At 62.0% G+C, this 21,942-nt stretch carries 27 protein-coding genes and 1 riboswitch; of the genes, 16 read left to right on the top strand and 11 right to left on the bottom strand.

The window, feature by feature from the left end; all coding sequences use genetic code 11:
• Nucleotides 1–2 precede the first annotated feature (2 nt).
• From AC1DYQ_RS11860 to AC1DYQ_RS11830, 7 genes are all read right to left on the bottom strand, one after another.
• The gene (locus AC1DYQ_RS11860) at nt 3–461 is read right to left on the bottom strand and encodes a DUF4260 domain-containing protein (RefSeq protein WP_477686953.1); all 459 of its coding nucleotides are present in this window, start codon (nt 459–461) and stop codon (nt 3–5) included.
• Complete coding sequence (locus AC1DYQ_RS11855) at nt 454–912, bottom strand: Spy/CpxP family protein refolding chaperone (protein ID WP_477686952.1); 459 nt, start codon at nt 910–912, stop codon at nt 454–456. Before AC1DYQ_RS11855 ends, AC1DYQ_RS11860 begins: the two co-directional genes overlap by 8 nt.
• Before the next feature lie 207 nt (nt 913–1,119).
• The gene (gene ptsP, locus AC1DYQ_RS11850) at nt 1,120–2,883 is read right to left on the bottom strand and encodes a phosphoenolpyruvate--protein phosphotransferase (protein ID WP_457281601.1); all 1,764 of its coding nucleotides are present in this window, start codon (nt 2,881–2,883) and stop codon (nt 1,120–1,122) included.
• 128 nt (nt 2,884–3,011) lie between these two features.
• Nucleotides 3,012–3,281 carry an HPr family phosphocarrier protein gene (locus AC1DYQ_RS11845; RefSeq protein ID WP_411881272.1) on the bottom strand — a complete coding sequence of 90 codons (270 nt, stop codon included), beginning with the start codon at nt 3,279–3,281 and terminating at the stop codon, nt 3,012–3,014.
• Nucleotides 3,250–3,693 (bottom strand): PTS sugar transporter subunit IIA, encoded by a 444-nt coding sequence (locus AC1DYQ_RS11840; protein ID WP_457281604.1) that lies wholly within the window; start codon nt 3,691–3,693, stop codon nt 3,250–3,252. Before AC1DYQ_RS11840 ends, AC1DYQ_RS11845 begins: the two co-directional genes overlap by 32 nt.
• A complete protein-coding gene (locus AC1DYQ_RS11835; protein ID WP_477686951.1) occupies nt 3,690–5,075 on the bottom strand; it encodes an MFS transporter in 1,386 nt (461 codons plus the stop codon). Before AC1DYQ_RS11835 ends, AC1DYQ_RS11840 begins: the two co-directional genes overlap by 4 nt.
• A gap of 15 nt (nt 5,076–5,090) precedes the next feature.
• Complete coding sequence (locus AC1DYQ_RS11830) at nt 5,091–5,648, bottom strand: hypothetical protein (protein WP_477686950.1); 558 nt, start codon at nt 5,646–5,648, stop codon at nt 5,091–5,093.
• Nucleotides 5,649–5,865: 217 nt separating this feature from the next.
• On the opposite strand from AC1DYQ_RS11830, the gene AC1DYQ_RS11825 reads away from it, so the two are divergent.
• The 8 genes from AC1DYQ_RS11825 to cynS all read left to right on the top strand — a co-directional run bounded on the left by AC1DYQ_RS11825 (nt 5,866) and on the right by cynS (nt 12,883).
• The gene (locus AC1DYQ_RS11825; protein WP_477686949.1) at nt 5,866–6,465 is read left to right on the top strand and encodes a hypothetical protein; all 600 of its coding nucleotides are present in this window, start codon (nt 5,866–5,868) and stop codon (nt 6,463–6,465) included.
• A 12-nt stretch (nt 6,466–6,477) separates the two neighbouring features.
• On the top strand, nt 6,478–7,653 hold the full coding sequence (locus tag AC1DYQ_RS11820; RefSeq protein ID WP_477686948.1) for a sensor histidine kinase: 1,176 nt from the start codon (nt 6,478–6,480) through the stop codon (nt 7,651–7,653).
• Nucleotides 7,650–8,309, top strand: coding sequence for a response regulator transcription factor (locus AC1DYQ_RS11815; RefSeq protein ID WP_477686947.1), 660 nt, complete (start codon nt 7,650–7,652; stop codon nt 8,307–8,309). The genes AC1DYQ_RS11820 and AC1DYQ_RS11815 overlap by 4 nt, the downstream gene beginning before the upstream one ends.
• Nucleotides 8,310–8,429: 120 nt before the next feature.
• A complete protein-coding gene (locus tag AC1DYQ_RS11810) occupies nt 8,430–8,849 on the top strand; it encodes a CBS domain-containing protein (RefSeq protein WP_477686946.1) in 420 nt (139 codons plus the stop codon).
• 300 nt (nt 8,850–9,149) lie between these two features.
• Nucleotides 9,150–10,514 carry a CmpA/NrtA family ABC transporter substrate-binding protein gene (locus tag AC1DYQ_RS11805; protein ID WP_477686945.1) on the top strand — a complete coding sequence of 455 codons (1,365 nt, stop codon included), beginning with the start codon at nt 9,150–9,152 and terminating at the stop codon, nt 10,512–10,514.
• A gap of 154 nt (nt 10,515–10,668) precedes the next feature.
• Nucleotides 10,669–11,532, top strand: a complete 864-nt coding sequence (gene ntrB / locus AC1DYQ_RS11800; RefSeq protein WP_477686944.1) for a nitrate ABC transporter permease — start codon at nt 10,669–10,671, stop codon at nt 11,530–11,532.
• The gene (locus tag AC1DYQ_RS11795; protein ID WP_477686943.1) at nt 11,522–12,382 is read left to right on the top strand and encodes an ABC transporter ATP-binding protein; all 861 of its coding nucleotides are present in this window, start codon (nt 11,522–11,524) and stop codon (nt 12,380–12,382) included. The genes ntrB and AC1DYQ_RS11795 overlap by 11 nt, the downstream gene beginning before the upstream one ends.
• 57 nt (nt 12,383–12,439) lie before the next feature.
• The gene (gene cynS, locus AC1DYQ_RS11790) at nt 12,440–12,883 is read left to right on the top strand and encodes a cyanase (protein ID WP_477648254.1); all 444 of its coding nucleotides are present in this window, start codon (nt 12,440–12,442) and stop codon (nt 12,881–12,883) included.
• A 34-nt stretch (nt 12,884–12,917) separates the two neighbouring features.
• On the opposite strand, the gene AC1DYQ_RS11785 is transcribed toward cynS, so the two are convergent.
• The 4 genes from AC1DYQ_RS11785 to AC1DYQ_RS11770 all read right to left on the bottom strand — a co-directional run bounded on the left by AC1DYQ_RS11785 (nt 12,918) and on the right by AC1DYQ_RS11770 (nt 14,799).
• The gene (locus AC1DYQ_RS11785) at nt 12,918–13,241 is read right to left on the bottom strand and encodes a hypothetical protein (protein WP_477648253.1); all 324 of its coding nucleotides are present in this window, start codon (nt 13,239–13,241) and stop codon (nt 12,918–12,920) included.
• Between the two features lie 14 nt (nt 13,242–13,255).
• The gene (locus AC1DYQ_RS11780) at nt 13,256–13,639 is read right to left on the bottom strand and encodes a DUF1801 domain-containing protein (protein WP_477686942.1); all 384 of its coding nucleotides are present in this window, start codon (nt 13,637–13,639) and stop codon (nt 13,256–13,258) included.
• 52 nt (nt 13,640–13,691) lie between these two features.
• The gene (locus AC1DYQ_RS11775; protein ID WP_477686941.1) at nt 13,692–14,213 is read right to left on the bottom strand and encodes a hypothetical protein; all 522 of its coding nucleotides are present in this window, start codon (nt 14,211–14,213) and stop codon (nt 13,692–13,694) included.
• 187 nt (nt 14,214–14,400) lie between these two features.
• Entirely contained in the window at nt 14,401–14,799 is a 399-nt protein-coding gene (locus AC1DYQ_RS11770; protein ID WP_477686940.1) for a GFA family protein, read from the bottom strand.
• Nucleotides 14,800–14,920: 121 nt separating this feature from the next.
• Between AC1DYQ_RS11770 and AC1DYQ_RS11765 the strand changes: the two genes are divergently transcribed.
• The 8 genes from AC1DYQ_RS11765 (at nt 14,921) to phnD (ending at nt 21,893) form a co-directional block, all read left to right on the top strand.
• On the top strand, nt 14,921–16,153 hold the full coding sequence (locus AC1DYQ_RS11765; protein ID WP_477686939.1) for a CaiB/BaiF CoA transferase family protein: 1,233 nt from the start codon (nt 14,921–14,923) through the stop codon (nt 16,151–16,153).
• 30 nt (nt 16,154–16,183) lie between these two features.
• Complete coding sequence (locus AC1DYQ_RS11760) at nt 16,184–16,918, top strand: alpha/beta fold hydrolase (RefSeq protein WP_477686938.1); 735 nt, start codon at nt 16,184–16,186, stop codon at nt 16,916–16,918.
• On the top strand, nt 16,915–17,397 hold the full coding sequence (locus AC1DYQ_RS11755) for a thioredoxin domain-containing protein (RefSeq protein WP_477686937.1): 483 nt from the start codon (nt 16,915–16,917) through the stop codon (nt 17,395–17,397). The genes AC1DYQ_RS11760 and AC1DYQ_RS11755 overlap by 4 nt, the downstream gene beginning before the upstream one ends.
• A gap of 196 nt (nt 17,398–17,593) precedes the next feature.
• The gene (locus tag AC1DYQ_RS11750) at nt 17,594–18,136 is read left to right on the top strand and encodes a GrpB family protein (RefSeq protein ID WP_477686936.1); all 543 of its coding nucleotides are present in this window, start codon (nt 17,594–17,596) and stop codon (nt 18,134–18,136) included.
• Between the two features lie 190 nt (nt 18,137–18,326).
• Nucleotides 18,327–18,448, top strand: a riboswitch (glycine riboswitch).
• A gap of 111 nt (nt 18,449–18,559) precedes the next feature.
• On the top strand, nt 18,560–19,873 hold the full coding sequence (locus AC1DYQ_RS11745) for a D-amino acid dehydrogenase (RefSeq protein WP_477686935.1): 1,314 nt from the start codon (nt 18,560–18,562) through the stop codon (nt 19,871–19,873).
• A 93-nt stretch (nt 19,874–19,966) separates the two neighbouring features.
• Nucleotides 19,967–20,173 (top strand): DUF1737 domain-containing protein, encoded by a 207-nt coding sequence (locus AC1DYQ_RS11740; RefSeq protein WP_477668885.1) that lies wholly within the window; start codon nt 19,967–19,969, stop codon nt 20,171–20,173.
• On the top strand, nt 20,173–20,688 hold the full coding sequence (locus AC1DYQ_RS11735) for a DinB family protein (protein ID WP_477686934.1): 516 nt from the start codon (nt 20,173–20,175) through the stop codon (nt 20,686–20,688). Before AC1DYQ_RS11740 ends, AC1DYQ_RS11735 begins: the two co-directional genes overlap by 1 nt.
• Nucleotides 20,689–20,927: 239 nt before the next feature.
• A complete protein-coding gene (phnD, locus tag AC1DYQ_RS11730; RefSeq protein WP_477657362.1) occupies nt 20,928–21,893 on the top strand; it encodes a phosphate/phosphite/phosphonate ABC transporter substrate-binding protein in 966 nt (321 codons plus the stop codon).
• Nucleotides 21,894–21,942: the final 49 nt, after the last annotated feature.

Here is a 21,942-nt window from a genome sequence, read left to right as displayed (position 1 = left end):
ATTCACCACGGATCTTTGGGCCCGATGCGCCCCAGATGGGTGTGCCCGAACCCCGTACCGTACTTGAGCCCGTAACCCAGCAGGCGGTCAAAGCCGATATGCGCGCACCAGACCAGGCCACCCGCCACCAGCATGGGGGCCGCACCCAACACCCCGGCCGCCAGCAGGCCGACGGCGCCCAGGTAGGAATGCATGGCGTTATAGGCTGCAGCCCCCACACGCGGCCCGGCCAGGTAAGCCAGGAAAGACAGGTCGGGCAGCAGAAATAGCGCCGCAAACCAGCCCCACCCCGCGCCGAACTGGGCGTAGGCCGCCGCAGCGGCGGCCACTACCACCAGCCCTTCGGCGCGCAGCATCAGGCGCACCCCGCCGTTGGCGCTGCCCGGGGCAGCCACCTTGGCGATGCGGCGCACAGCGGTTGCCGCCGTTCGGCCTGCCGGGAAGAAAAGTGCCTCAGCCACGGTAGCCCCAGCGGCGGCCGCGCTCCATGAAGTCGCGCACTTTTTGCTGTTGCTCAGGTTTGAGGTTGTCAAAGAAGTCCGCCGCTGCGGCGATCACTTCCGGGCTGCCGGACTGGATCGCGGCGGTTTTTTCCTCGATCAGCTTTTTGGCGCCGGCCTGGTCCAGCTTGTTGCCGGCAAAGAGGCCGCGAACGGCTTCCCGTGGCTCACTGCTGCCGCGCAGGGCCGCGCGCTGTGCCTGCAGCTTGTCGGCCAGCACGGCGAGTTTTTGCTTTTGCGCAGCGTCCAGGTCCAGGCGCGAGCCGATTTTTTCGACCATGCGGGCGCGCGCCTCAGGGGAGCCGGCATCGCCGCGCCAGCCATGGCCGCCGTGCGAGCACGCACCCAGGCTGCCGACGATGAGCGCCCCGCCGAAAAGGCCGAGCAGGATTTTTTTAACGTGATGTTTCATGAGGAGCCTCGAAGAAGAAGTGAAGGTTCCTCATGGTGCCCGCGGGAGGCCCCGGGCTGTTTGCAGCGCGGTTGCGGCGTGTTTCGCTTTGTTTCAGCCGCCCTGAATGGGCAGATGGGCTAAATTTAGCAATGTTTTCGGGCTCCAGCCCAATCAAGACGGGCGCAAGCAGCTATGTTTTTAATAGCAATGACAGCCCGACAGCCCTCAACCTTGCAGCATCGTCGCCGGCTCTTCGCAGGCCAGCACCTGTTCGGCCCAGGGCTGCAGCTTGGCGGCATCGGCGCGCAGGATTTGCTGCTTGACCGCGAGGATCTGCGACGGGTGCATGGAAAAGCTGCGCAAACCCATGCCCAGCAGCAGGCGCGTCATGGTGACGTCGCCGGCCATCTCGCCGCAAACGCTGACACCCTTGCCCTGCGCGTTGCATTCGTTGATGGTGTCGGCAATCAGCCGCAGCACGGCCGGGTGGCAGGGGTTGTACAGATGCGAAACCGCCTCGTCGGCGCGGTCGATGGCCAGCGTGTACTGGATCAGGTCGTTGGTACCGATGGACAGGAAGTCGAAGTACTTCAGGAACAGCTTGAGCGTCAGCGCCGCGGCCGGGATTTCGATCATCGCGCCCAGCCGCACCGGCCCGTACGGAACGCCCTTGTTGTCGAGCAACGCGCGTGCGCGGTCGATCAGCGCCATGGTCTGGCGGATTTCACTGCCATGCGCCAGCATGGGCACCAGCAGGTTGACCTTGCCATGCGCGGCCGCGCGCAAAATGGCACGCAGCTGCGTCAAAAACATCGGCGGGTCGGCCAGGCTCCAGCGAATCGCGCGCAGGCCCAGCGCCGGGTTGAGGTGGGTGTCCTGCGCCTTGTGGCGATCCAGTTGCTTGTCGGAGCCGATGTCCACAGTGCGGATGGTGACGGGCAGGCCGTGCATGCCTTCAATCGCCTTGCGGTAGGCCTGGTATTGCTCTTCCTCGTCGGGCAGCTTGCCGCTGCGGCCCATGAAAAGGAATTCACTGCGAAACAGCCCGACGCCGACAGCACCCGCAGCCACCGCGCCCACCGTGTCTTCGGGCATTTCAATGTTGGCCAGCAGATCGACTTTCTGCCCGTCGATGGTCAGCGCGGCCGTGTGCTTGAGCCGGTTCAGGCGCTGGCGTTCCAGCTCGCCCTGACGCTGCTTGAAGCCGTATTCGGCCAGGATGATGGGCGACGGGTCGACGATCAACACCCCGGCCTCGCCGTCGATGATGACCCAGTCGTCCTGCTTGATCAGCTGGCTGGCACTGCGCGCCCCGACCACCGCCGGGATGTCCATGCTGCGCGCCACGATGGCGGTGTGCGAGGTCTTGCCGCCCACGTCGGTGGCAAAGCCGGCAAAGAGGCTCTGCTTGAACTGCAGCATGTCGGCCGGGGAAATGTCATGCGCAATCAGCACCAGCGGCACGTCCGTCGTGTCGTCCAGCAACAGATCCTGCTGCGACTGCTTGCGGCTGGCACCGGCCTGGGCCGCGGGCTGCACCGGCGACGCCACGCCCTTCATGTGGCGCAGGATGCGCTCGACCACCTGCTCGAGGTCGGCCTTACGTTCGCGCAGGTACTCGTCTTCCATGTCGTCGAACTGGCGCGCAATGATTTCGTACTGCGTGGTCAACGCCCACTCAGCGTTGTAGTGGCGGTCGACGATCCAGTGTTTCACGCCGCTGATCAGCTGCTCGTCCTGCAGCAGCATCAGGTGCACGTCGAGCAGCGCAGCCAGCTCGTGCGGCGCGTCCTTGGGCAGGTCCTGCTGCAGGCGCGTGATTTCCTCCATCACCGCATTGCGCGACACCCTGACCCGCGTGATCTCGTCCGCCGTCTTGGCATCGTCCACGAAATAGTGCGCCACGTCGGCGCGGCTGGAGGCCACCAGCACGGCACGGCCGATAGCAATGCCGCGCGAGACCGCCAGGCCGTGGACTGAAAAAGTCATGCAACAACTCCCTGCACGACGGTATCTTCGAGCCAGTCCGAGACGTGGAACCGGCTTTGCCGGGCCGCAGGCGGGGCGGCCCCCTCGGGGGGCAGCGTATTACACGAAGTGAAAAGCGTGGGGGCCATTCATTCCCCTTCGCCGAACTTGTCGGCGATCAAAGCGAGGATGGCGTCCATCGCGGCCTGCTCGTCGTTGCCGTTGGTCTCGACCTCCACGGTGCTGCCCAGCCCGGCCGCCAGCATCATCACGCCCATGATGCTTTTGGCGTTGACGCGGCGCTCGCCCTTGCTCATCCAGACCTCGCAGCCAAAGCTGCCGGCGAGTTTGGTGAGCTTGGCGGAGGCGCGGGCATGCAGGCCCAGCTTATTGTTGATGCTCGTGCTGGTCTTTATCATGATTTCGGCGTACCTGATTTTGCGGCGCGGTGATGGCCACCTGCATCACGCCCTGCGTGGCGCCGATCAGCGCGCGCGCTACCAGTGCATCGAGCGACTCGTGACGGTAAGACACGGTGCGCAGCAGCATGGGCAGGTTGATGCCGGTGATGAGTTTGGAATGAACGCCGTCCACCAGCTTTTGCGCCACATTGCAGGGCGTGGCGCCGAACACGTCAACCAGCACCAGGGCATGCGAGGTGCCGAGCTGCGTCAGCATGATGCGCGCCTGGGCCAGGGTTTCTTCGGGCGGCATGTTGGGCTGCACGTCCAGCGCGGAAATACCCGCTGCGTTGTCCGGAAACACATGCAACACGCATTGGCGCAAGGCAGAGGCCAAAGGAGCGTGAGCAATGATGAAAATGCCGTTCATTGCGGTGAATTATCAGCTTTCACACTGAGGAAATACCCATATGAGGCGATACAACAACACAAAAACACGGACATCGCCGCCTGAAAGCTCGCCACCCGTGCCAGGCCCATGGCGGCAAAGACGTCAATCAGCAAGCCGATTCCCCACTGCACGGTGAACACGCCGGCGAAAATCATGAGGTTGTAGGCCGAGAGCGCCCGGCCGGCGAGCGAGGCCTTGAACGCCATGCCCACCGCGGGCTGCGCCAGCCCCATGACGCTGCAACCCATGCAAAACAGCGCCCAGCCCAGCCATCCGGTGGAGGTGCCGGCCGCGATATTGACCGCCAGCACGGTGAGGCTGAAGGGCACACCCCAGGTGATCAGGCGGGTGGCGCCCCAGCCGTGCCGCGACAGCCAGGGGTTCACCATGCCCCAGCTCCAGAAGGTCACCAGCATGCAGGCGTTGATATAGAAGAGGCCGGTCGCCGCCTCCAGCGGCGTATAGCCCGCGACCCTGATCATCCAGGGGCCGGCCCACAAGGTTTGCACAGCCACCAGCCCGCCGTAATTGAAAAATGCCAATGGCGTCATCTTGCGGAAGTAGCGGCTGCGCCAGATAGGCGCGTAGCCGGCTTCCTCCGTGTGCGCGTCACTGGAGGCGGCCGGCCGCAGCGAAGGGCCGCCCCGAGCAAGGCCAGCCCCCTCGGGGGGCAGCGAACCACGCGAAGCGGGGAGCGTGGGGGCTTTTTCGTTCTTGTTGTTGAGTTGCCATGTCGGCACCACCCAGGCGAGCGCGGCCATCGACAGCAAGATCATCGCGGCCAGTATCCAGAAGAGGGGCCGCCAGCCCGTCAAGGGCATCAGCCATTGCACCGGCAGGGTAGACGCCAGCATGCCGAGTGAGCCGGTCATCAGCATCCACGAATTGGCGCGCAGCACCGTGGCCGGCTCATACCAGCGGCGGTAACCCGTGAGCGGCGCCATCAGGCAGGCGCTGACGCCCATGCCCACCAGCACGCGCGACGCCAGCAGCCAGGCAAAGCTGGTGCTCAACGAAAAGGCCAGGCAGCCCAGCACCGACAGCGCCAGAAAGCACAGGATCACGCGCTTGGGGCCATGGCGGTCCAGCCAGGTGCCCAGCGGCAGCTGCGTGGCGGCAAAGCCCAGGAAATATCCACCCGCCAGCAGGCCGAGGTCGCGCGCATGCAGCGAAAACTCCTGCGTGAGCACCGGCGCCAGCGTGGCGGTGATGGCCCGCACCAGCGCCGAGCAGAAATACGCGGCGGCAAACGCCAGGAAAACAATGGCGCCGGTTTTTGCGTCCAGCCGGCCCGGGTGGGAACTGGCAGCCGGCGCAGCGGCATTCGGGGAAGTCGGCAAGGAAGCTTCTGCGCTGGTCATGAAAGGCAAGCCACTTTATTCAAACTTGAGGCTGGAGAAAAATGTCTCGGCCACCTCGGGCGCGATGCGCGGGGCATACATCACCACCTGGAACACCTGCGCGCCCTGCGCAAAGTAAGCGGCCTGCCCGTTCACCGGTTTGCCGTCGGGGCCCTGCCCCTCGGCCTTGACCAGCGAGGCCGGCGGCAAGACGGAAGCACCGGGTAACTTGAGTGGCGACACCTGCGGCGCAAACCCGGCTTTCATGTTGGCCAGCGTAAGGCTTTGCCACTGCGCGAGCACAGGCGCCGCTTTTGACGCGTCACCGAGGTCGGCCACCGCCACCGCAAAAGTGGCGCCGCCGGCATCACAACCCAACATGCGCAAGGTAGTTGCCGGGCCACCCAGTGGAACCACCTTTTCGGCTTTGTCGGGCTTGCAGGGCAAAAGCAGCGCCAGGCGCGTGCCCTCGGGCCGAACCTCGCGCCAGTTCAGCGTGGGGCTGCAGGCCGTGAGCAAAACCAGTACTGACAGGAAAAAGGCGGCGACCGGCCGCGGCGAGAGGTGCGCAGCGCCCCCGGAAATCGTAAGCATGCCTTGGACTTTACAGGGAATCAAAAAAAGCAGCCCGTTTTGGGGCGAACCTAGGGCAAGCCGCTCCGTCCAGCCCGCTTCAGTACCGATTTTGGGTTGATACAGTCCCGGCCACGCACCAAGCTGGGCACGATGTTTGCTCATGCCCGCATGTGCAGTATGGAAAGAACTCAGGCTTTGCCATGCCATGATGCGGTCCAACAATCACAACCGTTCAATGATGATGGATTTCAAAACACACCGATTACTGGCTGCTCTGCTGCTATGTGCTGCAAACCCTGTCTGGGCTTTGGAGCTGCAGAATCAAAACTTTAGCGACGACGAAATTTTCTCGGCTGTCGTTAACCGGTTTAAAAAGCCGCTTCAACACCGGTTCAACCCTGCCGCCACGGGCGAGCGAAAACCCCTGCTAGTGCTGGGACCTGCGCTGAAATTCGGCAAAAAAATCCAGTCCCAAACATTTACCCACGTGACGCAGCAAGAGCTGGTGGCGGAGCAACAGGCGGTTTTTATATTGGTAGAGAAAGCGCGCCCGAATCCCGAGCGGACCGAACTCTATGTTGATTACGACATACCGAGCAATGCGTCTTTCGGCGTGCTGAAGGTTTATCCCAAAGATGGTGTGCTGGTCGTTGAAAGCCTTGACAGCTTTCGATCATCTTCGGGCGCCAGAGCCACTTACGGCAAGCTCTACAAGGGCGTGGCTTGCCAGGACAACACCGAAATGGCGTATCGCTGGAACTACTACGAACGCAACGCCTCAGGCGGGCGTTGCCCTGACAAGATGTTTACCGAATTTACGGATTACGGCGGTTAACCGAACTACGCCATGCCCTCGCCTGCACACCTTCCCGGCACCAATCAGCCCGTCTGGCGCGACAAACTATCGCAGCTGCTCGAGTCCACCGGCGAGGGCATCTTCGGCATCGACATGGACGGCCGCTGCACTTTCATCAACCGTGCCGGCGCCGAGCAATTGGGCTATGCCCCCGCCGACGTGCTGGGCCACAACATGCATGAGCTGGCGCACCATTCCCATGCCGGCGGCGCGCACTACCCCGAGCACCTCTGCCCCATCTTTAACGCCTTTCGCAAGGCGCTGCCCTGCCGCATCGACACAGAGTTCTTCTGGCGCAAGGACGGCAGTGCGTTTGCGGTCGAATATTCGTCGCACCCCATCGTCGAAGGTGGCGTGGTACAGGGCGCGGTGGTGACCTTTGTCGACATCTCTGCGCGCCGCCAGGCCGAGGACGCACTGCGCCAGGCGCATGCGGTGCTGGAGCAACGCGTGAGCGAACGCACCCAGGCCTTGTCTGAAGCGCTGCAACACCTGCGCGAGCTCACCGCCTACACCCACACTGTGCGCGAGGAAGAACGCACGCGCATCGCGCGCGAGGTACATGACGAGCTGGGCAGTCTGCTGGTGGCGCTGAAGATGGATGTGGGCTGGCTCGACAAACGCCTGGGCGAACAGCAACAACGCGAACCCGGCGACGCGCAGGCCATGCGCGACACCATGCGCAGCAAATGCCAGAACATGGGCCGGCTGATTGAAAACGCGGTCGACAACGTGGGCCGCATCATCACCGACCTGCGCCCCAGCATCCTGGACCACCAGGGCCTGTGGGCGGCGCTGGACTGGCAGGCGCATGAGTTTGTGCAGTCGGCCGAGCTGGCCCTGGACTGGCAGATGGACGTGGCCGACGCCGCACCGCTGCCCGAGCCTTCGGCGATTGCCGTCTTTCGCATCTTCCAGGAAATGCTCAGCAACGTGGGCCGCCATGCAGCCGCCAGTCGTGTAGCTATCACCATACGGGCCACGGCCAAAGACATCAGCATCGCCGTGCAGGACAACGGCCGCGGCGCCGAAGCCGCCGCCTTTGAAGCAGCCAATGCTTACGGCGTGATGGGCATGCGGGAGCGCGCACGCCACCTGGGCGGCAGCCTGGAGATCACCAGCCAGGTCGGCCATGGCTCTCTCTTTCACCTTCGGATTCAATTATGAGCACCCTCAAAATCCTGATCGGCGACGACCACCGCATCGTGCGCGAGGGCCTGAAGCAGGTGCTGGCCGACGCGTCCGACATCGAAGTGGTGGCCGAAGCGGAAACCGGCCCCGACATCCTGCGGCGGGTCGACGCTTTGGGCGGCGACAAAGGCCTGAGCGCGGTGCTGCTGGACATCGCCCTGCCCGACCGCGACGGCCTGGATGTGCTGCAGGCCCTGAAAAAAAGCTGGCCGCGCCTGCCGGTGCTGATGCTCAGCACCTACCCCGAAAAGCAATACGCGGTGCGCTGCATCAAGCTGGGTGCGGCCGGTTACCTCAACAAAAGCGCGAATCCCGACGACATGATTGCCGCGGTGCGCAAGGTGGCGGCTGGTGGCATGTACGTTTCAGCCGCCACGGCCGAAGCGCTGGCCAGCGCAGTCGGTGGCAACGGCGGGCGCAGCGGCGCTGAAGCCCTGTCGCACCGCGAACACCAGGTCTTCCGCCTGCTCACGGCCGGCAAGTCCGTCGGCGAGATCGGCACGCAACTGGGCCTGGCGTCCAACACCGTCAGCACCTACCGGCTGCGCATTCTTGAAAAAACCGGCGCCAAAAATGACGTGGAACTGGCGCTGTACGCCGAACGCCACGCAAAAACATCTGCCAGCTCCTGACGGCGCAATTGGCGCGGCCTTGTCCTACGGCCGCTTGGGTGCCCGCTGATTAAAAAGCACCCACCAGCGCTGCATGCTGGTTGCAGACGGCGCCGCCGGCTCAACCCAAGGAGTATTTCAATGACAACCGTCACCGACGTGATGACCCGCAATGTGCGAACCCTGGCCTCCACTGACACAGTGGCTTCGGCCGCGAAAGCGATGGACGAACTCGACGTGGGCGTGATCCCCGTGTGCGAGGGCGACAAACTGCTGGGCGTCGTGACCGACCGCGACATCGTCGTGCGCGCCGTGGCGCAGGGCCTGGACGGTGACACGCCGCTGAGCAAGGTGATGAGCAAAGACGTGCGCACCGCCCGCGAAAGCGACGACCTGGACACGGTGCTCGCCGAGATGGCTACCAGCCAGATACGCCGCCTGCCGGTGCTTGATGCCTCGGATGGCCTGGTCGGCATCATTTCGATTGGCGACATCGCGGTCAAGGGGCAGGACGAAGAAGACGTTGGCCAGTCGCTGGGCGAAATCTCCTCACCGGCGTGATCGCCCCCACCGCAGGGTACCGGGCGGTGCCCTGCGCGGATTTGGTGCGGTGACGGCAACGCCGCGCCGCTGTGCGCAGGCGCGAAGCTGCTGAAGGTTCAAAAAAACCATTAAACGCCTGCGCCGGCGCACAAAAAGGCAGCATGCCGACTCCGCTGCGCCGGTTTTTGTAGTGAGTGCCCTACACACTGTCATGGCATCCACAGCGAAATGCGGCACCTGCCGCGCTTTCGCCCCAATTGGCCAAAATTGGCCCGCCGCTTGCAAGACAGCCGCATCTTCCAAAGAAAGGTGTGCGCCATGTCTGACCTCTTTTCTCCCTACGACGCCGACCAGCCCCTGATGCTCAAATGCAGCTGCGGCAGGGACCACAGCGCGGCCGATCACCATGCCGCCAATGCGTCTGCCGCCAGCCCGCAAGCGCTCTCGCACAGCTTCATGGAAGCCAGCCTGGTGAAGGCGCTGTTCCCGGTTGACAGCGTGCGCCGCAACTTCCTGCGCGCGGTGGGCGCCAACACGGCGCGCGCTGCTATTGCCTCGGTGCTACCGCTCGGCGCGCTGGAGGCCATGGCGCAAGACCGCGTGCCCCTGGAAAAGAAGGATCTGAAGATCGGCTTTATCGCCATCACCTGCGCCAGCCCGCTCATCATGGCCGACCCGCTGGGCTTTTACAAAAAAGAAGGCCTGAACGTCCAGCTCAACAAGACCGCCGGCTGGGCGCTGATACGCGACAAGATGATCAACAGGGAGCATGACGCCTCCCACTTCCTGTCACCCATGCCGCTGGCAATGACCATGGGCCTCGGTTCCAACCAGGTCAACATGAATGTGGCCAGCATCCAGAACACCAATGGCCAGGCCATCACGCTGCATGTGAAGCACAAGGCGAATCGCGACCCGAAGAACTGGAAAGGCTTCAAGTTCGCGATTCCGTTCGAGTACAGCATGCACAACTTTTTGCTGCGCTACTACCTGGCCGAGAACGGCCTGAACCCCGACACCGACGTGCAGCTGCGGGTGGTGCCGCCGCCCGAGATGGTGGCCAACCTGCGCGCCGGCAATATCGACGGCTTCCTCGGCCCCGATCCTTTCAATCAGCGCGCGGTGTACGACGAGGTCGGTTTCATCCACATCCTCTCCAAGGAAATCTGGGACGGCCACCCCTGCTGCGCCTTTGGCGTCAGCGACGAGTTCATCCAGAAGAACCCCAACACCTTTGCCGCGCTGTACCGCGCGGTGCTGGGTGCCTCCTTCATGGCCAGCCAGCCCAAAGACCGCGACCTGATCGCCAAGGTGATCGCGCCTACGCAATACCTCAATCAGCCCGAGGCCGTGCTGCAGCAGGTGTTGACCGGAAAATTCGCCGACGGCCTGGGCAATATCCGCAACGTGCCGGACCGCGCCAACTTCGACCCGGTGCCGTGGCAGAGCATGGCGGTGTGGATGCTCACGCAGATGAAGCGCTGGGGTTATGTGAAGGGTGAGGTTAACTACAAACAGATCGCCGAAAAGGTCTTCATGCTGACCGACGCCAAGAAGCAGATGGCGCTGGCCGGCTTCAAGCCGCCTGAAGGCGCTTACAAGAAGTTCAAGGTCATGGGCAAGGAGTTTGATCCGGCCAAGCCTGACGATTACGTGAAGAGCTTCGCCATCAACAAATTATGAGCCCCCACGGTCACTCACTTCGTGTTGCCTGCGGCCTTTCCCTGCCCCTTTCATCACAAAAGGGGCCGCTGCGCCTGCGGCCGGGCAAAGCCGGTTCCGCGGCCCCGGCTTGGTTTTCCTTGGCGACCCAAGCCCGCTCACCTCTTGTCTCGCCATGAAATCTTTAAATTTGAAGGCGGGACTCGTCTCGCTGCTTATCTTTTTCGCCTTTCTGGGCATCTGGTACGTGGCCACGCTGCCCGCATCCGGTACGCCGGCAGCCAGCACGGCGGGCCTGAGCGCCGAACAGATCGAGTACCAGAAGATGATGGGCAAGGACCCGGGCAACACCAAGACCACCGGCTTCCCCACGCTGGGCCAGATGGGCACAGCCATCTGGAAGCAGGTGTCCGACCCGCTGTATGACAACGGCCCCAACGACAAGGGCATCCTGATCCAGCTCGGCCATTCGCTGGCGCGTGTAGGCCTGGGCTTCTTGCTGGCGTGCGCAATCGCCGTGCCGCTGGGTTTTGTGATCGGCATGTCGCCGCTGCTGCGCCGGGCATTTGACCCTTTCATCCAGGTGCTTAAACCGATTTCGCCGCTGGCGTGGATGCCGCTGGCGCTCTACACCATCAAGGATTCATCCATCTCGGGCATTTTTGTGATCTTCATCTGCTCGGTCTGGCCCATGCTGATCAACACCGCCTTCGGCGTGGCTTCAGTCAAACGTGAATGGCTCAACGTGGCCAGCACGCTGGAAGTGAGTCCCCTGCGCAAGGCCTTCCAGGTGATCCTGCCGGCGGCGGCACCCACCATCCTGACCGGCATGCGCATCTCCATGGGCATTGCCTGGCTGGTGATTGTGGCGGCCGAGATGCTGGTAGGCGGCACCGGCATCGGCTACTTCGTCTGGAACGAGTGGAACAACCTCTCACTCACCAACGTGATCTTCGCCATCCTGGTCATCGGCATCGTCGGCATGCTGCTGGACCTGGCCTTCGCTCAGCTGCAGAAGGCGGTGACCTATGTGGAGTGACACGGCCACACGCACTCACACAGCACGCCCCCAAACGAAAGAACACATGCAGGGATTTCTCAAGATCGAAGGGCTCAGCAAAGACTTCAGCACCACCCTGCCCGCCCGGCCGGTGTTTGCCGATGTGTCTTTCAGCATCAGCAAGGGCGAGTTCGTCTGCATCATCGGCCACTCGGGCTGCGGGAAGACCACCATCCTCAATGTGCTGGCCGGACTCGACGGCGCCACCGCCGGCCACATCTTCATGGAAAACCGCGAGATCGGCGGCCCCAGCCTGGAGCGCGGCGTGGTGTTCCAGAGCCATGCACTCATGCCCTGGCTCACCGTGCGCAAGAACATCGCGTTTGCGGTGGTGTCACGCTGGGCCGATTGGACTTCGACACAAGTCAATGCGCATGTGGAAAAGTTCGTCGCCATGGTCGGCCTTTCAGCCGCCATCGACAAAAAGCCGTCGCAACTCTCAGGCGGCATGAAGCAACGCGTAGGCATTGCCCGCGCCTTTGCCATCCAGCCCAAGATGTTGCTGCTGGACGAACCCTTTGGCGCGCTGGACGCACTCACACGCGGCACCATCCAGGACGAGCTGATGGCCATCGTGCGCGAGACCCAGCAAACCGTCTTCATGATCACCCACGATGTGGACGAAGCCATCCTGCTGGCCGACCGCATCCTCTTGATGAGCAATGGCACCGACAACGAAGGCGTCTACGCACCAGGCCGCATCGCCGAAGAAGTCATCAACCCATTGCCACGAGAACGCACGCGCGCCGGCCTCCACCACCTGCCCGGCTACTACGAGCTACGCAACCACATCGTCGATTTCCTGGTCACCCGCGCCAAGGCGCATTGACCGCCCGTTTCACTTTCACTTCACCCAAACCATCTCAAACACAGGAGCAAAGAAACCATGAACCGCAACGACATCACCGAAAAAATCATCACCGTCAAAGTCAGCAAAGGTATCACCTGGGAATCCGTCGCCAAAAAAGTCGGCCTCAGCAAAGAGTGGGTCACCGCCGGCTGCCTGGGCCAAATGACCTTTGACGCCAAACAGGCCAAAGTCATCGGCAAGATTTTTGGCCTGACGGCTGAAGAACAAAAATGGCTGCAAGTCGTGCCCTACAAAGGCTCACTGCCAACGCCCGTGCCCACCGACCCGCTGATCTACCGCTGGTATGAAATCGTCAGCGTCTACGGCACCACGATCAAGGAACTGATCCACGAAGAATTCGGCGACGGCATCATGAGCGCCATCGACTTCAGCATGGACATCGTGCGGCAGCCTGACCCCAAAGGGGATCGGGTGAATGTGGTGTTGTCGGGGAAGTTCTTGCCGTACAAGACTTATTGAGCCGACGGCGTGTGGCTCGTCGTTTAAGTCGCGCTTACGCCAGAAAAGTCAGATAAACAAAGACAACGGCGGCAACGGTGCAAGCCAGGACCACTGCCGCAACAACCTTGAGAAGACTTGAAAGGCGTTGCCACCCGTCACAAATCTGATCAAAGGTCAAACCCGTGGCCAGCTGAATGACGAAGTAAGGGATGAAATAGAGCGGTATGGCCTGCAACCCGCGCCCGCGTCCGGGTCGCAAGTAACCTGCATCCACCAGCCAGGCGACGGGTTTGAGCAGCGCAACATAGATGCACCCGACGATCACCAGAACGAGGATCGCAAAGACTCTTGGAGACAAGGGTTTCAAAGATTTCACGGGATGGTTCGCTGTTAAAGCTTCGTAGGATCGCCAAACGTCTTGTTGAGTCGCACCGCCTCTCTGACGAGACGTCGCGACAAGGCCGCGTTGACCTCATCACCCTCGTGAAACTCTCTCGTCGCCATTTCGTACTTGCCGCCGGGTTTGAGCAGCGGGTCCATCTCGCGAAGGCGCTGCCCACGCCAGAAACCGAACAACGCGCGGTTTTCTTCTGCTCGGATCAGCAGCGCCGGCCCGTTCGACAGATAGACCAGATGACCCCACTTGATGACTTCTTCCAAAGCGGCGCCACCCAGGACAGCTGCCCGTAGTTGCTCAACCGTCGCACGATGCCAGCCGGACAAGGCCGCGACGTATGCATCAGGGCTCGTGGCCGGGGTGGTCTTCTTCATCATGAAAAGTGTTCCCTGCTTGTGGCGATCTTCTCGACTGTCGTGTTGATCCGATTCAGGCAAATCGCTTTCTGAGATACCGATCAATTGAGTTGAGAATTTTGAAGCGATTGCGTTTAAGCGTGGCGAACGTGGGAATTCGCCCGATTATTCTTGATAGGCGCCAGTCATTCATGAGCATTCTTCGCAACAGGACCTTGTTGCCGGCAACATGCGCTCGAATCACTACAAGTTGCTCGGTGTTCCAGGACCAAAGAATGCCTTCCGCAACTTTGATTTGGATGTGAGCGGCCTCTGGCCAAGTGAGAGACGTTGCAATCTTTCCGCACTTCCCACATGCGCCGCGACCAACTATTGAGCCGCAGATTTCACCTTTAAGAACTGTATAACCGCCGCTCTCAGGGTTGTATGGGTAGGCGGGAACAGGGTCGGGATTGAACAGGTAAGGCGCTTCACACTGATCGCACGTCGCTTCAATGACAGATGGGCGCTCATATGTCCAGTAACGGCTCTCGACGGGATTCCAGAAACGCCGGATCGAGCGATGAAGTGGATAGAACGGCGGCATTTCACGCATGACGAGGTCTGACTTTTTGATGGATCTCGCAGCACCGCCAGCCAACATCGGCCAGTGCGAAATAACCCGGCTTGGATTTCTGAAATTCTAGCGAAGCGACAGCCTACATTAACCGGCCAAAATGCACTAGATCGCTCGAGCTTCAAAGTTATCGAGCCACTGTTTATTTTGTACCCATGCAACTCGCTCAGGCCTTGACCGGATGCTCCTGAAACTGTTTGGCGGCATCACAAATCTCATACCACGCCGGTTTATTGGCAACAAACTCGTGAAACATGTTGCGGACCTCGGGGTCGTCATCCAGGCTGTTGGCCGCAACCGGAAAGGAGTCCTGCTGCGATTCCACTTCACCGAGCGCCGTACCGCACTTCTGGCAGAAGCACCTCGCGTACTTGAACGGCGGTTCCGGCTCATAACGGGATACCAACTCGCGGCCTCGAATCCAGTGAAAAGCGTTCTTTTTGACAAAAACAAAAGTGCTCGCACCTACTTTCCTGCAGCGGGAGCAATGACACGTGCCCATCATGCTCGGAACCTCTGACAACTCAAACTGAATGGCGCCGCAGCAGCAGCTTCCTTTGATCATCTTTCTTTCTCCCTTATTGTTTACGTCAGGACGATACTGTACAAACATACAGGCACAACATCAAGAGGAGCGTGAGTGAATGGGGGCCGATAGCGCCAAGAGCTAAAGGCAAAATGCCCTCATGAACTCTTTAGACGGCATCCGCATCCTCGACCTCTCCCGCGTGCTCGCGGGCCCCTGGTGTACCCAGACACTGGCTGACCTGGGCGCTGACGTCATCAAGATTGAGCGGCCCGGTACGGGCGATGACACGCGGACCTGGGGGCCGCCGTTTTTGAAGGACGCGCGGGGGGCGGACACTGAAGCTGCCTACTACCTGGGCACGAACCGCAACAAGCGTTCCGTGACCTGCGACATTGCGCAGCCTGCGGGCCAGGCACTGATGCGGGAGCTGGCTGCGCATTGCGATGTGTTTGTGGAGAACTTCAAAGTAGGCGACATGGCACGCTATGGGCTTGATTACGCCTCGTTGAAAGCCATCAACCCGCGCCTCGTGTATTGCTCGGTCACGGGCTTTGGGCAGAACGGGCCTTATGCGGACCGTGCGGGGTATGACTACGCAATTCAGGGCATGGGCGGGCTGATGAGTGTGACCGGTGAGCGCGACGACCTGGGCGGCGGGCCGCAGAAGGTGGGTGTGGCGGTGGCCGACCTGATGACGGGCATGTATGCGACGGTGGCGATACTGGCCGCGTTGCGCCATGCCGAGAAAACCGGTGAAGGCCAGCAGGTGGATATGGCGCTGCTGGATACCCAAGTGGCGATGCTGGCCAATCTGGGCGCCAACTACCTGGTGAGCGGCAAGGCGCCTGGCCGGGCGGGCAATGCGCACCAGAACATCGTGCCTTACCAGGTGTTTGAAGTAGCGCCCGCGGCTGACGGCAGCAAGGACCATTTGATCCTCGCGGTGGGCAATGACTCGCAGTATGCGAAGTTCTGCGCGGTGGCCAACATTCCGGAGCTGGCGACCAACCCGCTTTTTGCCACCAACCGCAACCGCGTGCTCAACCGTGGCCAGTTGGTGCCGATCCTGGAAGCGGTGATGAAAACGCGCAGCAAAGCCGACTGGCTGGGTGCGCTGGAGGCGGCGAAGGTGCCGTGCGGTGCGATCAACAGCCTGGCTGAGGTGTTTGCCGACCCGCAGATCGAGGCGCGCAAGATGGTGACGGAGTGGAAGCACCCGGTGAAGGATGATTTGAAGCTGGTCTCCAGCCCGATCCGTATGAGTGCGACGCCGGTGCGCACCGACCTGCCGCCGCCGCTGCTGGGCCAGCACACGGACGAAGTGCTGCGCGAGGTGCTGAACTATTCAGCCGCCCAGTTGTCTGAACTGAAGAGTGGCAAGACCATTTGATACAGCAAGCTTCAACAAAAAGGTGACGCGATGAAACACAATTTTGTTCTGGTGCACGGCGCGTGGCATGGCGGCTGGTGCTGGCGGCGGGTGGCGCAGGCGCTGCAGCTGGACCACCACAAAGTCTTCACGCCGACGCTGACCGGCCTGGGCGAACGCGCCCATTTGCTCTCACCCACGATCAACCTGGACACGCACATCAACGACGTGATCAACCTGATCGAAGCGGAAGAGCTGCACGAGGTGACGCTCGCGGTGCATTCCTATGCCGGCATGATCGGCACGGCCGTCACTGACCGCATGCCCGACCGCATCAAGCACCTGGTGTATGTGGATGCGGTGGTGCCCAAGCCCGGCGAGAGCTGGAGCAGCACGCAGGCCAGCGCCACGCAGCAGCAGCGCATGGCGGCGGCGCAAGCTTCACCCAGCTTCAGCTTTCCGGCGCCCGACCCGGAGGTGTTCGGCCTGCACGATGCCGACCGTGAATGGGTCAAGCGCCGGCAGACGCCGCACCCCGGCAACACCTACCAGGCGCCGCTGGACTTTGACGTGAAACGCGTGGCGGCCGTGCCGCGCACTTTCGTCAGCTGCACGCAGCCGGCGCTGGCCACCATCGAACCCAGCCGCCTGCGCGTGAAAGACCCGAAATTCTGGGACGGTGCATGGCTGCCGAATTCGCGCGTGGTGGAGATCAAGACCGGCCATGACCCCATGATCACCGAACCGGCTGCGCTGACGAAGATTTTGCTGGAAAGCGCTGAATGAGCCCGGTGGGCCGCCGCCAGTTCACCGCCGCTTTGGTAGGCGGCCTGGCCTTGCCCGGGCTTGCGCTGGCCAAAGACACGGCCTTGCCTGTGCCCGCGTCCTTGCCCGTGGCGGCGGGGTTTGCCATCCAGAAAAATGAACCCCTTGTGCTGCTGATCAGCCTGCCCGGCTGCCCCTTTTGCGAACTGGTGCGGCGCAACTACCTGCTGCCAGCGCAGCGTGACGGCAGCCTGCAGGCCTGGCAGCTCAACATCAGCGACCGCGTCACGCCGCTGGCTGGCTTCGACGGCAAGTGGACGACAGCCGCAGCCCAGGTTGCTGCATGGAAAGCGGGCTTCACGCCCACCGTGCTGTTTCTGGGCCCGGCCGGGCAGGAGCTGGCGGAACGGCTGGTTGGCCTGGCGTCTACCGACTTTTATGGCGCTTACCTGGAAGAGCGGCTGGCACAGGCGCGCAAAGCTGTGCTGGCGCTCAGGTAAATGAAATGCAGATCGCCCCATTCGCAGCCGTGGGGATTTCTGGTTGCTATTGTTTTAGTAGCTGCTCGCGCCCGTCTTTATTGGGCTGAAGGCCTTTTTCATGCTCAAAATGCCCTAAAAGTGGCCTCACAAACGATTCTGGCGTGCCGCGCAGCGTTTTTCGCCCCTGTACAACAACCCACCAGCCACGCCCCGCATGACTGACCAGGAATCGCTGCTTGCCGCTATCCACGAGGAAGTGGTCTTGCAGGCCTACGACCCGGCCTGGCCCCTGCAGTTTGTGGCTGAGCGGGACCGCCTGCGTGCGCTCTCCCCCCAGCTGCCGGCCCGCCTGATCGACATCCAGCACATCGGCAGCACGGCCGTGCCCGACCTGGCGGCCAAACCGGTGATTGACATGCTGGCCGGTGTGGAATCAATCGCGGCGGCTGAAGCGCTTCTGGCGCCGCTGTGCGCCAACGGTTACACGACCTCCGCTGAATTCAACGCCTCGTTGACTGACCGTAAATGGCTGATGCGCTGGGCAGAAGGGCGGCGCACCCATCATCTGCACCTGGTGGTTCACGGCGGTGAGGTGTGGGCGCAGCGCCTGCGTTTTCGCGACGCCCTGCGTTCGGACCCGGCGCTGGCGGCGCGCTATGCCGCGCTCAAGGCGGAACTGGCGGCCAGGCACCCGGGTGACCGCGAGGCCTATACCGATGCCAAAGCCGCGTTTGTGAAGGCGGCGAGCGAAGGCTGAGCCGCCCTGCTTCCTACTATTAAGCGCCTGAATCAACCCGCTAGACCTGTACTGAACGCCCTATTCACGCTTGGAAAAACAGGCTTCGGTGGTAAATTCAAACCCGTTCAAGCAGGAGAGCGCTGCCCCCCAAGGCAGCCACCGAAGGCGCAAACTTCCATAATCGCTCAGGTCCCGTACTGCCCGGAACACACAGCCGTCTGGAGAGACGCCGCACGCAAGGTGCAGCGCACCGAAGGAGCAAAGCCGAAGCTTGTCATCGACATAAAAGCAGCGGCTGAATCTCTCAGGTAACAAGGACAGTGGAAGCGGCCGCAAGCATGTGATGGCTTGGCGGTTGCCACGATTCTTCCGATTCAACAGCAACCCCTGGCACGGCGCTTGCGCTACTGCAATGTTCTGCTTGAATGAAAAGGAACTGCCATGAAAGTCATGGTTTTGGGTGCGGGTGTCACGGGTATCACCACGGCCTGGTATTTGTCGCAGCGGGGGCACGAAGTCACGGTGGTCGAACGGCGCGGCGCGGCCGCGATGGAAACCAGCTTTGCCAACGGCGGGCAAATATCGGTAAGCCACGCAGAGCCTTGGGCCAACCCGGGTGCGCCGCTGAAAGTGCTGCAGTGGCTGGCTCGTGAAGATGCGCCGCTGCTTTTCAGGCTGCGCGCCGATGTGAACCAGTGGCTGTGGGGGCTGGAGTTCTTGCGCAACTGCACGCCCGCGCGCACGGCACAAAACATCAAGCAGATCGTGAACCTGGGCATGTACAGCCGCGGCGCGCTGCAAAAGCTGCGTGCCGAACTGGGCCTGCTGTACAACGCGCAGACCAAAGGCATCCTGCACTTCTACACCAGCCAGGCCGAGTACGACGCCGCGCAGGAGCCCGCGCGCATCATGCGCGAGCACGGCTGCGAGCTGGACATGAAAACCGCCGATGAGTGCGCGGCGATTGAACCCGCACTGGCGCAATGCCGCGGCAGCATCGTCGGCGGCAGCATGACCCCCAGCGATGAATCAGGTGACGCGCACGCGTTTACCGCCGCGCTGGCTGCGCGCTGCGAACAAGCCGGTGTGAAATTTTTGTACAACACGACCGTGCTGGGCCTGGACGCTGCGCAAGGACAACTGAACGGCGTGCAGGTGGCCATGGGCAGCGGCGAGGCCGGGGGCCGGGTCGAAATGCTGAAAGCCGATGCGTATGTGATGTGCCTGGGCGCTTTCAGCGCGCAGTGGGCCAGGGTGCTGGGGCAAAGCCTGCGCATCTACCCGGCCAAGGGTTATTCGGTCACCTTGCCCGTCATCAACGAAGCCGCTTCTTACCAGGTGAGCCTGACGGACGACGAGTACAAGCTGGTGTTTTCACGTTTTGGCAACCGCCTGCGCATTGCTGGCACGGCAGAGCTCAATGGCTACAACACCGAGCTGAACCTGGTGCGCTGCAATGCCATCGTGCGCCGCGTGAAGCAGCTCTTTCCCGAGATGACGGATGGCGAAGGCGCGCAGTTCTGGACGGGCTTGCGCCCGGCCACGCCGAGCAACGTGCCTTACATCGGCAAGAGCAAAGCTTCCAACGTCTTCCTGAACACCGGCCATGGCACGCTGGGCTGGACGCATGCGTGCGGCTCGGGCGCGGCGATTGCCGACATCGTGAGCGGTCGCGTGCCGGAGGTCGACTTTGCCTTTACCGGGATGCCGGCGCCGGGGCGTGTGATGGCCTTGCCGGGGATGGTGAAGGCCTGAGCAAGGCCTGAAAAGGGGGTCTGCAGCACGGCGTCCTGCAGCAGGTGGGCGGAAACGGTAATATCGCCCTCCGTTCATCAGCTGCTTGCCGCCATGACATCACCCGCCACCACGCCCCCCGACGGTCTTCCCACCTACAGGCTCCTTACCGGCCCGGATGACGCGAGCTTTTGCCGTCGGGTGAGTGAAGTGCTTGCCATGGGTTACGAGCTTTACGGCTCGCCGGCGGCGACCTTCAATGGCGAGAACGTGATCGTGGCGCAGGCGGTGCTGTGGCCTTCGCTGCGGAAGGCAGGCTGATGCACGTCGACCAGCCCCTGAACCCTGCAACGCTTCAGGCCATGGCGGATTTTCCGCGCCAGCTGGAACGGTTTTTTGAGGCTGTTCCTGAAAGCCACCGGAATTGGACGCCACCGTCGTGGGAAGGCATTCCCAGCGAACACTTCACCGCCATTGCGCAGGTCTGCCACGTCAGGGATATCGAGATCGACGGGTACCACGTGCGGTTTCAGCGCACCTTGTCAGAAACCAGGCCCGTGCTGGAATCACTGGACGGCTACGTGCTGGAGAAAGAACGCAGCTACGCCACGGCTGATGTGCGGAAGGTCCTTGCGGAGTTCAGGCAGGCACGTACCCAAACCCTGGAAACGCTGTCGGGCCTTGCGCCACAGCAACTGGACCGCACGGCGCAATTCGAGGGCTACGGCGCGCTCACACTGCGCAGCCTGGTGCACTACCTGTGCAGCCACGACCAACAGCACCTGGCCGGCCTGCAATGGCTGCTCGGGAAAATCGACGCATCCCTCATCGCCTGAACCGGCCGCCGCCCAGGCCTTCTCGGCCTCACAGCGCATTTTTTCAATGGAAAAACAACACCCTCCGGAGGAGATACCGCCATTTATGTCACGAAGGTACTCATTGGAATGTAACAAAAAGTTGGTTTTGATACACCTTCATGCACACTAATTGTGTTGGGGGTGCTGTTTGTGCGGCCAGAGGCACACAAAACAGCACTCCTGCGTATCGTTTCATAGACAACTGGAGGAGTGATCACATGAAGTTTTATTTACGCCATGCAGCAATACTGGCCAGCGCCGCTTGCGCCCTGGGTTCAGCAACAGCCCAGACCGACGAGGCGAAGCCTGCACGCAAGGCGAAAGCCGCGGCGGCTGCCCCCGCGCCCGAAAAATATTCCGGCCCTCGCGAAAAAATGGTCGTGGCCATGCCCAAAACCTACGGCAAGAGCGAAACCATGGCCTTGTGGGGCGACTACTTCAGCCACCTGTCACGCTGCGGAAACATCGACCTGCAAAACGCGCAAGGCGAATCGATGGACAAGACCAGCAACATCGACATCCTCGGTGAAAAAGAGCTGATTGAAGGCATCTCGACCGGCAAGGTCCAGCTGGCACAGGTCAACCCCGGCCTGGCGGCGCAGTTGGTCACCGCCGGCCAGCCCGCACCATATGGCGTGCCAGGCAACAAGGCCACGGGCCTGCGCAACTCCTACAAGCTGATTCTGATCACCCGCATCGACAGCCCGTACAAGGAACCGAAAGACCTGATCGGCAAGAAGATCGCGCACACCACGCCGACTTCCAACTCGGGTAACCTGGCGCCGCGCGCGCTGTTCCCTGCGCTGGGCCTGACGCCTGAAAAGGATTACGAAGTGGTGTTCTCCAACGGGCATGAGCGCTCCGTCACGGGTGTGATGCACGGCTTCTTCCCGGCTGCGGCCGTGGCCAGCGACTTGTACCAGCGCATGGTCGTCAAGGGCGACGTCAAAGGCTCCAGCATCCGCACGATCTGGGAAAGCCCGCCCTTCATGACGGAGACCTGGACCATGAGCAAGGACGTTTCGCCCGAACTGCAGGCACGCGTGAAGAAATGCTCGTTCAGCTACAACTTCTCGCCCACACTGAAAAAGCAGCTGCCCGGCAACGACACTTTCCTGCCCATCAACTTTGATCGCGACTTCGCGACGGTGATGCAGGTCTATCGCGCCAGTCAAAAGAAGTAGAGCCCCCACGCTCCCCCACTTCGTGTGGGTCGCTGCCCCCCGAGGGGGC

Source organism: Polaromonas sp. P1_F4 (assembly GCF_056405675.1).
The sequence above is the reverse complement of the archived record's forward strand: the minus strand, read 5'-3'. Positions and strand labels throughout refer to the sequence as shown.

Excerpts from the sequence above, each read along its gene's own strand:
- AC1DYQ_RS11855 (WP_477686952.1), bottom strand. The coding sequence starts at position 912 with ATGAAACATCACGTTAAAAAAATCCTGCTCGGCCTTTTCGGCGGGGCG.
- ptsP (WP_457281601.1), bottom strand. The coding sequence starts at position 2,883 with ATGACTTTTTCAGTCCACGGCCTGGCGGTCTCGCGCGGCATTGCTATC.
- AC1DYQ_RS11845 (WP_411881272.1), bottom strand. The coding sequence starts at position 3,281 with ATGATAAAGACCAGCACGAGCATCAACAATAAGCTGGGCCTGCATGCC.
- AC1DYQ_RS11840 (WP_457281604.1), bottom strand. The coding sequence starts at position 3,693 with ATGAACGGCATTTTCATCATTGCTCACGCTCCTTTGGCCTCTGCCTTG.
- AC1DYQ_RS11835 (WP_477686951.1), bottom strand. The coding sequence starts at position 5,075 with ATGACCAGCGCAGAAGCTTCCTTGCCGACTTCCCCGAATGCCGCTGCG.
- AC1DYQ_RS11830 (WP_477686950.1), bottom strand. The coding sequence starts at position 5,648 with ATGCTTACGATTTCCGGGGGCGCTGCGCACCTCTCGCCGCGGCCGGTC.
- AC1DYQ_RS11825 (WP_477686949.1), top strand. The coding sequence starts at position 5,866 with ATGATGATGGATTTCAAAACACACCGATTACTGGCTGCTCTGCTGCTA.
- AC1DYQ_RS11820 (WP_477686948.1), top strand. The coding sequence starts at position 6,478 with ATGCCCTCGCCTGCACACCTTCCCGGCACCAATCAGCCCGTCTGGCGC.
- AC1DYQ_RS11815 (WP_477686947.1), top strand. The coding sequence starts at position 7,650 with ATGAGCACCCTCAAAATCCTGATCGGCGACGACCACCGCATCGTGCGC.
- AC1DYQ_RS11810 (WP_477686946.1), top strand. The coding sequence starts at position 8,430 with ATGACAACCGTCACCGACGTGATGACCCGCAATGTGCGAACCCTGGCC.
- AC1DYQ_RS11805 (WP_477686945.1), top strand. The coding sequence starts at position 9,150 with ATGTCTGACCTCTTTTCTCCCTACGACGCCGACCAGCCCCTGATGCTC.
- ntrB (WP_477686944.1), top strand. The coding sequence starts at position 10,669 with ATGAAATCTTTAAATTTGAAGGCGGGACTCGTCTCGCTGCTTATCTTT.
- AC1DYQ_RS11795 (WP_477686943.1), top strand. The coding sequence starts at position 11,522 with ATGTGGAGTGACACGGCCACACGCACTCACACAGCACGCCCCCAAACG.
- cynS (WP_477648254.1), top strand. The coding sequence starts at position 12,440 with ATGAACCGCAACGACATCACCGAAAAAATCATCACCGTCAAAGTCAGC.
- AC1DYQ_RS11780 (WP_477686942.1), bottom strand. The coding sequence starts at position 13,639 with ATGATGAAGAAGACCACCCCGGCCACGAGCCCTGATGCATACGTCGCG.
- AC1DYQ_RS11775 (WP_477686941.1), bottom strand. The coding sequence starts at position 14,213 with ATGCGTGAAATGCCGCCGTTCTATCCACTTCATCGCTCGATCCGGCGT.
- AC1DYQ_RS11770 (WP_477686940.1), bottom strand. The coding sequence starts at position 14,799 with ATGATCAAAGGAAGCTGCTGCTGCGGCGCCATTCAGTTTGAGTTGTCA.
- AC1DYQ_RS11765 (WP_477686939.1), top strand. The coding sequence starts at position 14,921 with ATGAACTCTTTAGACGGCATCCGCATCCTCGACCTCTCCCGCGTGCTC.
- AC1DYQ_RS11760 (WP_477686938.1), top strand. The coding sequence starts at position 16,184 with ATGAAACACAATTTTGTTCTGGTGCACGGCGCGTGGCATGGCGGCTGG.
- AC1DYQ_RS11755 (WP_477686937.1), top strand. The coding sequence starts at position 16,915 with ATGAGCCCGGTGGGCCGCCGCCAGTTCACCGCCGCTTTGGTAGGCGGC.
- AC1DYQ_RS11750 (WP_477686936.1), top strand. The coding sequence starts at position 17,594 with ATGACTGACCAGGAATCGCTGCTTGCCGCTATCCACGAGGAAGTGGTC.
- AC1DYQ_RS11745 (WP_477686935.1), top strand. The coding sequence starts at position 18,560 with ATGAAAGTCATGGTTTTGGGTGCGGGTGTCACGGGTATCACCACGGCC.
- AC1DYQ_RS11740 (WP_477668885.1), top strand. The coding sequence starts at position 19,967 with ATGACATCACCCGCCACCACGCCCCCCGACGGTCTTCCCACCTACAGG.
- AC1DYQ_RS11735 (WP_477686934.1), top strand. The coding sequence starts at position 20,173 with ATGCACGTCGACCAGCCCCTGAACCCTGCAACGCTTCAGGCCATGGCG.
- phnD (WP_477657362.1), top strand. The coding sequence starts at position 20,928 with ATGAAGTTTTATTTACGCCATGCAGCAATACTGGCCAGCGCCGCTTGC.